Source organism: Pantoea sp. Aalb (assembly GCF_009829985.1).
Classification (GTDB): Bacteria; Pseudomonadota; Gammaproteobacteria; order Enterobacterales; family Enterobacteriaceae; genus SZZU01.
In genome coordinates this window covers 82,286-90,727 of record NZ_SZZU01000004.1, presented here as the reverse complement: position 1 = coordinate 90,727, position 8,442 = coordinate 82,286, and the positions used below count along the sequence as shown (strand labels likewise).

Genomic DNA, 8,442 nt, shown 5'->3' with positions numbered 1-8,442 from the left:
ATTCGCCTGGCGGCAATAACGCGGTGGTACCACCTGATACCATGCCGAACTCAGAAGTGAAATGCCGTAGTGCCGATGGTAGTATGGGGATTCCCCATGCAAGAGTAGGGAACTGCCAGGCAACATACATATTAATTCAGTAATAAGAATGAATGAATGAATGAATAACAACTGCTTTATGAATAAATGAGTGCAGGTCGTGTAAGATAGTACATAACTATATAAGATATTTAATATAACTATATCACTAAAAAAATTTCATACTTTTGGTATTGAAGTTAACGCTCAAAAAATTATTATTGCTAATACCTTAGATGCAATAATTACATCTTGGGAAATCAGCCAACGAGCTAATTACCCGTTCATTGTATTAGGAGAAGGAAGTAATGTTCTATTTCTAGAAACTTTTAGTGGATGTGTTGTAATTAATGCAGTTAAAGGTATATTTTTTGATGAAGATAAGGATGCATGGTATATTCATGTAGGAGCAGGCGAAAATTGGCATGCATTAGTTGAATTAACTTTAAAAAAAGGAATACCTGGACTTGAAAACCTTGCACTTATTCCTGGATTAGTTGGTTCAGCAGCAATTCAAAATATTGGTGCATATGGAGTTAATTTTAAAGATTTTTGTTATTATATAGACGTAATTAATTTATTTACTCAACAAAAAATTCGTTTATCCTGTGATGAATGTCAATTTGGTTATCGTGATAGTATTTTTAAACATATACAAAAAAATAAATATGTTATCATTGCTGTATGTTTGCGTTTAACAAAACATTGGAAACCAGTTTTAAAATACAGTGAACTAATAAATCTAAATCCATCTACAGTATGTGCCAAGGATATTTTTAAGACTGTTTGTCACATACGTCAAAGTAAACTTCCAGATCCAAGTGTAATAGGAAACGTTGGTAGTTTCTTTAAAAATCCTTTCATTAAGGATAAACATATCATTACATTACTCAATCGATGGCCAAATGTACCATATTATCCCCAAGCGAATGGGGATATAAAAATAGCAGCCGGTTGGTTAATTGATCAATGTAACTTAAAAGGACATAGAGTTGGTGGTGCTGCAGTATATCACAAACAAGCATTAGTATTAATTAATGAACATCATGCAACACCTAATGACATTGTTTCATTAGCTCATCAAGTAAGAAATAAAGTTGGAGAAAAATTTAATATTTGGCTAGAGCCAGAAGTACATTTTATAAATGCTTATGGAGAATGTAATGCTGTTGAGGTTATTTCATGAAAAATTATAATGTACTATTAAAATTAATAACTTTTTTGGCTGACGGTAGATATTATTCAAATGAGCAATTAGAAAAATATTTAGGTATAAATTGTAGGACCATCAATAATTATATTCAATTTTTAAAAATTTGGGGTTTAAATATTTATCATATTAGTGGTAAAGGTTATATTTTATCTTCACCTTTTCAGTTGTTGAATAAAAAAGAAATTTTACCATATATCAATCTTAGTAAACAAAATATATCAATTATTCCAATAATTAATTCAACTAATCAATATTTATTAGATCGTATTGATACTCTTTCTTCTGGGGATGTTTGTATATCAGAATATCAAAAAGAAGGACGTGGTCGCCGTGGGAAAATTTGGTTTTCTCCTTTTGGAGTTAACCTATATTTATCAATGTATTGGTGCTTTAAACAAAAACCAGTAACAACAATTGGACTTAGTTTAATTATTGGGATTGTAATCACAGAAGTAATTCAGTCATTAGGAGTACCTAACATAAAAGTAAAATGGCCTAACGATATTTATTTATATGACCGTAAATTAGCCGGTATCTTAGTTGAGGTTAGCGGTAAAATTGATGATATAGTACAAGTTGTAATTGGTGTTGGCATTAACCTTGCAATGAACACTACAGGGGTAATAGAAATTCATCAAGATTGGATTAGTTTAAAAGAACTAGGAATGACAATAGATCGCAATAAATTATCAGTTAAAATAATTAATAATCTACAAAAATCTCTTTATTTCTTTGAAAAAAACGGTTTAACGCCTTTTATTTCACGTTGGAAAATTCTAGATAATTGTATGAATCGTTCTGTAAAATTAATAACTGAAACACATGAGATTTATGGAATTGCACGTGGAATTGATAAACAAGGAAGATTATTATTAGATCAAAATGGGAAAATAAGTACTTGGATAGATGGAGAAATTTCTCTAAGAGTTAAATAATTAATAGAAATTTTTTATTAAAATATACTATATATATTAATAAAAAATTTATTTTCTTAAACGAACTTTTTGTACACTATGATTACTTGATTTAGTCATAATTAAATTAGCTCTTTCGCGTGTAGGTAATATATTTTTTTTTAAATTAATCCAGTTAATTTCTCTCCACAGTCCACGTGCAATAGTAGTTGCTTTATTTTTAGTAAGCCGAGAAAAATGATAAAAATAAGAATTTGGATTACTAAATGTGTACTGACGTAATTTTAAAAAACGATTAATATACCATCTTTCTAATAACATTTCAGAAGCATCGACATATATAGAAAAATCAACAAAATCAGAAATAAATACATGATGTTGATCATGAGGATAATCTATTCCACTTTGTAAAACATTTAGTCCTTCAAGAATTAAAATATCTGGTTGCTGCACTATTTTAATACGATTTGGGATTACATCATATAAAAGATGTGAATATATAGGAGCTGCTACTTTATTAGCGCCTGATTTTAAATCAGAAATAAAATTAACTAAGCGAGGCATATTATACGATTCTGGGAAACCTTTTTTTTTCATTAATCCCCGTTCTTTTAATATTGCATTAGAATGTAAAAAACCATCAGTTGTAATTAATTCAACTTTACGATGTTCGGGCCAACGACTTAATAGAGCTTTTAGTACACGTGCAGTAGTACTTTTACCTACAGCAACACTACCAGCAATACTTATAATATAAGGTATTTTTTGTTTATTTATGCCAAGAAATTGATTGAGTACTGTTTGTCGACACAAATTAGAAATAATATAAAAATTAAGTAATCGAGAAAGTGGTAGATAAATTTTAGCTACTTCTTGTATAGAGAGATCTTCGTTTATACCACGTAGGCTCTTAATTTCATTTTCTGTTAAAGTCATCGGTATAGAATCACGTAAAATAGCCCATTGTTTACGACTGAATTCGAGATATGGTGTTGTTGAAAACTTTTTTTTTTGTTTCATGATTCTATTCCTTAAATATATAATTAGCTATTTAATAGATAATTAACGTTATATTTTACTTTTTAAATACATAAAATATAACAAATATTCTTAACGTAATGAAATTATATTAAAGATATTGACATCGTAGTTAATTCAAGTTGATCTGTTATTTTAAAAATATTTTGATAAGTAATTATGGATAGTGATATGAGATTGTGGTAAATTTAATAAATTTATATGTCAATCAAAATAAATAATTATTTTAATTATAATAAAAATATAATATAAAAAGTATTTTTATATTCAGAGAATTAGTACTATAATATGAAAAATATTTAATGTGTATTTACATATTAAATAAAAAGCATAATATGTAACTGATAAATTAATTTTCTATTGTAATTTTTATTTAATGTTCTTTAGATTAGAATGGATAGAATTCAATAAAAGCCGGCTTAGCTCAGTTGGTAGAGCAACTGACTTGTAATCAGTAGGTCACCAGTTCGATTCCGGTAGCCGGCATTATTTCAATGGAAAACAAATTATAGAGGTGGGATTCCCGAGTGGCCAAAGGGAGCAGACTGTAAATCTGCCGTCATAGACTTCGAAGGTTCGAATCCTTCTCCCACCATTATTTTAAATTATAGTTAAGTATGAAGCTAGATGTTGATTTGATAGTTAATAGATAATGCGGGCATTGTATAATGGTTATTACCTTAGCCTTCCAAGCTAATGATACGGGTTCGATTCCCGTTGTCCGCTTATTACAGTATTATATGGGCTGATATAGCTCAGTTGGTAGAGCACACCCTTGGTAAGGGTGAGGTCCCCAGTTCAATTCTGGGTATCAGCATAATTATTATTATTTGATTCTTTTAAGTAAAAATTAAATTAGTCCTGAAATTTTGCTTGCTTGATTCAAAAATATTTTTTTGTTATATTAATTTAGTTTTCTGATCAATTTTTATAAAAAAAAATCAGAAGTAATTTAAAATTTATAAATTAAGATGACATAGTATTACTTTATTAATAATAAAATTATTTAAAACCATTTAATCATTTATTTAAAAACATTTATTTTAATTAACCTAATATTTATTAATATTTTAAATTACTTAAGGATTGAATGACTAATACTATTAATATAATAATCTTCATTATAAATGGCATATTAGGTCAAATTTAATTAAAACTAAATATTTTCTTATTTTAAAAGTTATCAACTATAGTCGAACTCTGTTTTACTAATAACGTAAACTACTAGTAATATTTGAGATTTTTATTATGACTAATTAATAAAATTACTATTGAATTAATCTATTAAGTTTTTATAAATATAAGTTTAAGATTTACAATCTATCAAATATATCTATCAAATATAATAGATATATTTGATAGCATAGCATTTTTTAATTAAATTATTGTTACTTAATTATTATAAAAATATTTAACATGATTTATATAAAAAGGGCATCAAAATCATATGCCCTTTTTATATGGTATTATTAGAACATAGTGCATTTATTTATTGTTTTATACTTTTTATTTTTAATAAGCTTAAATCTAAATAAAGCTATTGGTTTGGATAGCATCTGCATAGCAAAATGATTTTTAAAATATTCTAGTAGGTTTTTTATGAATGCACATTACGAACCTCAAGGAAGACGAAGAGTTCTAGAGGTGATTAGTTGGTTAATCGTTATTGCATTGCTCTTGATGGCAATTATTGGTAATTATATATATCGTGATTTATCACTACTTTTACGTAGTTTAATCGTGATTATGTTAATTGTAATAGCAATTAGTATTGCTTTACTAACAACAAAAGGTAAATCAACTTTAAATTTTGTACGTGAAGCTAAAATTGAGATGCGTAAAATAATTTGGCCTTCTCGTCAAGAAACACTGCATACTACATTAATAGTTGCTGCAGTAACTGCCATCATGTCACTAATTTTATGGGGGATGGATAGTATTTTAATCCGTCTAGTATCATTTATTACTGGCTTGAGGTTCTTAGATGTCTGAAGTTCCTAAAAAGCGTTGGTACGTTGTTCAAGCTTTTTCTGGGTTTGAAGCTCGTGTAGCGAAATCTCTTCAAGAACACATAAAATTGCATAATATGGATGAACTTTTTGGTGAAGTTATGGTACCAACTGAAGAAGTTGTTGAAGTACGTGCTGGTCAACGTCGTAAAAGCGAACGTAAATTTTTTCCTGGTTATGTATTAGTACAAATGGCGATGAATGATGCTAGTTGGCATTTAGTACGTAGTGTACCTCGCGTAACTGGTTTTATTGGTGGGACCTCTGATCGTCCAGCGCCTATTAGTGACAAAGAAGTTGATGCAATCATAAATCGCTTACAACAAATCGGTGATAAACCTCGTCCTAAAACCATTTTTGAACCAGGTGAAATGATACGTGTTAATGATGGTCCTTTCGCTGATTTTAACGGTGTAGTTGAGGAAGTTGATTATGAAAAAAGTCGTCTTAAAGTTTCAGTATCTATTTTTGGTCGGGCAACTCCAGTTGAATTAGATTTTTCTCAAGTAGAAAAAAATTAATTTTTTTCTACTATTTATCAACTATTACAGAAGTTAATAAACGTATGTATATTTCATTAACGCCATTTATTTTTCTAATAACTAGTAACAAATAACATATGGTCATTTTTAATATAGTGGCGATTTTAAAAGCTTTATAAACTTAATTAGAGGAACACATGGCTAAAAAAGTACAAGCCTACGTTAAGTTGCAGGTTGCAGCGGGTATGGCTAATCCAAGTCCACCAGTTGGTCCAGCACTGGGTCAACAAGGTGTCAATATTATGGAATTTTGTAAAGCATTTAATATAAAAACTGAATCTATAGAAAAAGGTCTTCCAATTCCTGTAGTTGTCACTATATATAGCGACCGTTCTTTTACTTTTATTACTAAAACTCCTCCAGCTACTATACTCCTAAAAAAAGCCATAGGCATTAAAATTGGTTCTGGAAAACCAAATCAAGATAAAGTCGGTCAAATTACTCGCGCTGCTATTCGTGAAATAGCAGAGATAAAATCTTTAGATATGACAGGTGCCAATATAGAAGCAATGATGCGTTCCATAGAAGGGACTGCTCGTTCCATGGGAATTATAGTGGAGGAAGAATAAAAATGTCTAGAATAACTAAACGTATGCAGCTTATTCGTGATAAAATTGATGTAACTAAACAATATGATATAAAAGAAGCAATTTTTTTACTTAAAAAAATTGCTACTGCTAAATTTATAGAAAGTGTAGATATTGCTATTAATTTAAATATTAATGCTTCTAAATCTGACCAAAATATACGTGGTTCAATGGTACTTCCACATGGAACTGGACGACAAATACGCGTAGCAGTTTTTACTCAAGGTATAAATGCTGAAATTGCTAAATTAGCTGGTGCTGAATTAGTAGGTATGGAAGATCTTGTTAATAAAATTAAAAAAGGTGAAATGAATTTTGATATAGTTATAGCTTCGCCAGATGCAATGCGTATTGTTGGTCAGTTAGGTCAACTTTTAGGTCCTCGGGGTTTAATGCCAAATCCAAAATTAGGTACTGTAACAACAAATATTGATGAAGCTATTAAAAATGCTAAATCTGGACAGATTATTTATCGTAATGATAAAAATGGTATTATACATACTACCATTGGAAAAATAAATTTTAGCGATGAGAAATTAAAAGAAAATTTAGAATCATTATTAATAAGATTAAAAAAAACCAAACCATCTCAAGTTAAAGGGCTTTATATTAAAAAGGTTAGTGTTTCAACTACTATGAGTACTGGTATTACTATTGATCAAACAAGTATAAATTCATCATTAAATTAATTTGTTGCTTGTAATCAACATAAAATTCTTCTAAAGTATTCTATCCTTTATTTGTTTTGATTGAACATTTATAAAATCTAAATTTATAGTCGCCGAATAGTAAAGCTGAATCATTTAATTATTTAGCTACTCCTCTTAAGAAGAGCTAAATCTAATTCTAACCTTTATTCTATCACTTTAGGAGTAAATTTTTACTGTTTAAATTGTGTTAGACATTCTGCAAAAAAGTAATAAAAAACATTATTAAATTTTTAATCACAATGTAACAGTTTATTATTTTAGGGCGATTAAATAAAATAATTCCTGGGAATTTTTCCCGGTAAAATCCAGGAGCAAAGCTAATGGCATTGAATCTTAAAAATAAACAAGCAATTATTCAAGAAGTTAGCGAAATAGCTAAGAATGCTCTTTCAGCGGTTATTGCAGATTTTCGTGGTGTAACTGTTGATCAAATGACTGAACTACGTAAAGAAGGTCGTAAATCTGGTATCTATATGCGAGTTGTTCGTAATACCTTGTTATGTCGTATTGTAACAAGTACTCCTTTTGAATGTTTAAATAATGCGTTTACTGGTCCAAGTTTAATCGCATATTCCATGGAACATCCAGGTGCAGCTGCTCGTTTGTTTAAAAATTTTGCTAAAATAAACACTAATTTTGAAATTAAAGCTGCAGCCTTTGAAGGTAAGTTAATTCCAGCTATACAAATTGATCGTTTAGCTATGCTTCCAACTTATGAAGAAGCAGTATTGAATCTAATTTTTACAATAAAGGAAGCTACGGTAGGCAAAATGATTCGTACTCTAGTGGCTTTTTGCGATACAAAAAAGAAATAGCTTTTATATCTTAAAAGCTAGTTTTTTTTACTCGTACTTGTTCTAATGTATAAACTTTTACTTAAATTGATTGTTAGGAACAATTGCAATGTCTATCACTAAAGATCAAATTTTAGAAGCCGTTGCCTCTATGTCTGTAATAGAAGTAGTTGAGCTGGTTTCAGCGATGGAAAAAAAATTTAATGTTTCTGCTACAACTGCTATAGCAACATCTGCTAGTCCAGCTGAAATGATTGAAGAAAAAACTGAATTTGATGTTATTTTAAAAGTAGTTGGTACAAATAAAGTTGCAGTTATCAAAGCTGTACGTAGTGCAACTTCGCTTGGTTTAAAGGAAGCAAAAGACTTAGTTGAAGCTGCTCCAGTTACTATTAAAGAAAGTATTAGTAAAGAAGAAGCTGCTACTTTAGAATCTATTCTAAAACAAGCTGGTGCTGAAGTTGAAGTTAAATAACTTAATGAATTATATTTTTTGTATTCTAAGTGATTTCAGGCTGGTGGCTGTTTGTAGTCACCAGCCTTTTTATGCTAAAAGA

General features: G+C 29.2%; 9 protein-coding genes, 4 tRNA genes and 1 rRNA gene. 13 read left to right on the top strand and 1 reads right to left on the bottom strand.

The window, feature by feature from the left end; genetic code table 11:
* Positions 1–5: 5 nt before the first annotated feature.
* The 3 genes from rrf to birA all read left to right on the top strand — a co-directional run bounded on the left by rrf (position 6) and on the right by birA (position 2,226).
* Positions 6–121, top strand: a 5S ribosomal RNA gene (gene rrf / locus FD728_RS04510).
* A gap of 114 nt (positions 122–235) precedes the next feature.
* The gene (murB, locus tag FD728_RS04505; RefSeq protein WP_159935259.1) at positions 236–1,264 is read left to right on the top strand and encodes a UDP-N-acetylmuramate dehydrogenase; all 1,029 of its coding nucleotides are present in this window, start codon (positions 236–238) and stop codon (positions 1,262–1,264) included.
* On the top strand, positions 1,261–2,226 hold the full coding sequence (gene birA / locus FD728_RS04500) for a bifunctional biotin--[acetyl-CoA-carboxylase] ligase/biotin operon repressor BirA (RefSeq protein ID WP_159935251.1): 966 nt from the start codon (positions 1,261–1,263) through the stop codon (positions 2,224–2,226). The genes murB and birA overlap by 4 nt, the downstream gene beginning before the upstream one ends.
* A gap of 48 nt (positions 2,227–2,274) precedes the next feature.
* Here the strand turns inward: birA and coaA are convergent, their stop codons facing one another.
* Positions 2,275–3,225 (bottom strand): type I pantothenate kinase, encoded by a 951-nt coding sequence (gene coaA / locus FD728_RS04495; RefSeq protein ID WP_159935249.1) that lies wholly within the window; start codon positions 3,223–3,225, stop codon positions 2,275–2,277.
* A gap of 431 nt (positions 3,226–3,656) precedes the next feature.
* Between coaA and FD728_RS04490 the strand changes: the two genes are divergently transcribed.
* The 10 genes from FD728_RS04490 (at position 3,657) to rplL (ending at position 8,360) form a co-directional block, all read left to right on the top strand.
* Positions 3,657–3,729: transfer RNA gene (locus tag FD728_RS04490), tRNA-Thr, on the top strand.
* A 27-nt stretch (positions 3,730–3,756) separates the two neighbouring features.
* A tRNA-Tyr gene (locus FD728_RS04485) sits at positions 3,757–3,838 on the top strand.
* A 59-nt stretch (positions 3,839–3,897) separates the two neighbouring features.
* Positions 3,898–3,969: transfer RNA gene (locus tag FD728_RS04480), tRNA-Gly, on the top strand.
* Positions 3,970–3,987: 18 nt separating this feature from the next.
* Positions 3,988–4,060 (top strand) — tRNA-Thr (locus tag FD728_RS04475).
* 782 nt (positions 4,061–4,842) lie between these two features.
* Positions 4,843–5,235, top strand: coding sequence for a preprotein translocase subunit SecE (secE, locus tag FD728_RS04470; RefSeq protein WP_159935247.1), 393 nt, complete (start codon positions 4,843–4,845; stop codon positions 5,233–5,235).
* Positions 5,228–5,773, top strand: coding sequence for a transcription termination/antitermination protein NusG (nusG, locus tag FD728_RS04465; RefSeq protein ID WP_159935245.1), 546 nt, complete (start codon positions 5,228–5,230; stop codon positions 5,771–5,773). The genes secE and nusG overlap by 8 nt, the downstream gene beginning before the upstream one ends.
* A 158-nt stretch (positions 5,774–5,931) precedes the next feature.
* Positions 5,932–6,363, top strand: a complete 432-nt coding sequence (gene rplK, locus FD728_RS04460; protein ID WP_159935243.1) for a 50S ribosomal protein L11 — start codon at positions 5,932–5,934, stop codon at positions 6,361–6,363.
* 2 nt (positions 6,364–6,365) lie between these two features.
* A complete protein-coding gene (rplA, locus tag FD728_RS04455; protein WP_159935241.1) occupies positions 6,366–7,070 on the top strand; it encodes a 50S ribosomal protein L1 in 705 nt (234 codons plus the stop codon).
* A gap of 341 nt (positions 7,071–7,411) precedes the next feature.
* Positions 7,412–7,906 carry a 50S ribosomal protein L10 gene (gene rplJ, locus FD728_RS04450; RefSeq protein ID WP_159935239.1) on the top strand — a complete coding sequence of 165 codons (495 nt, stop codon included), beginning with the start codon at positions 7,412–7,414 and terminating at the stop codon, positions 7,904–7,906.
* A gap of 88 nt (positions 7,907–7,994) precedes the next feature.
* Positions 7,995–8,360 carry a 50S ribosomal protein L7/L12 gene (gene rplL, locus FD728_RS04445; protein ID WP_159935237.1) on the top strand — a complete coding sequence of 122 codons (366 nt, stop codon included), beginning with the start codon at positions 7,995–7,997 and terminating at the stop codon, positions 8,358–8,360.
* The last annotated feature ends 82 nt before the right edge of the window (positions 8,361–8,442 follow it).

What these genes read in the sequence shown, in the direction of transcription:
- rplK (WP_159935243.1), top strand. Translation starts at nt 5,932, where the DNA reads ATGGCTAAAAAAGTACAAGCCTACGTTAAGTTGCAGGTTGCAGCGGGT.
- birA (WP_159935251.1), top strand. Translation starts at nt 1,261, where the DNA reads ATGAAAAATTATAATGTACTATTAAAATTAATAACTTTTTTGGCTGAC.
- rplJ (WP_159935239.1), top strand. Translation starts at nt 7,412, where the DNA reads ATGGCATTGAATCTTAAAAATAAACAAGCAATTATTCAAGAAGTTAGC.
- rplL (WP_159935237.1), top strand. Translation starts at nt 7,995, where the DNA reads ATGTCTATCACTAAAGATCAAATTTTAGAAGCCGTTGCCTCTATGTCT.
- coaA (WP_159935249.1), bottom strand. Translation starts at nt 3,225, where the DNA reads ATGAAACAAAAAAAAAAGTTTTCAACAACACCATATCTCGAATTCAGT.
- rplA (WP_159935241.1), top strand. Translation starts at nt 6,366, where the DNA reads ATGTCTAGAATAACTAAACGTATGCAGCTTATTCGTGATAAAATTGAT.
- nusG (WP_159935245.1), top strand. Translation starts at nt 5,228, where the DNA reads ATGTCTGAAGTTCCTAAAAAGCGTTGGTACGTTGTTCAAGCTTTTTCT.
- secE (WP_159935247.1), top strand. Translation starts at nt 4,843, where the DNA reads ATGAATGCACATTACGAACCTCAAGGAAGACGAAGAGTTCTAGAGGTG.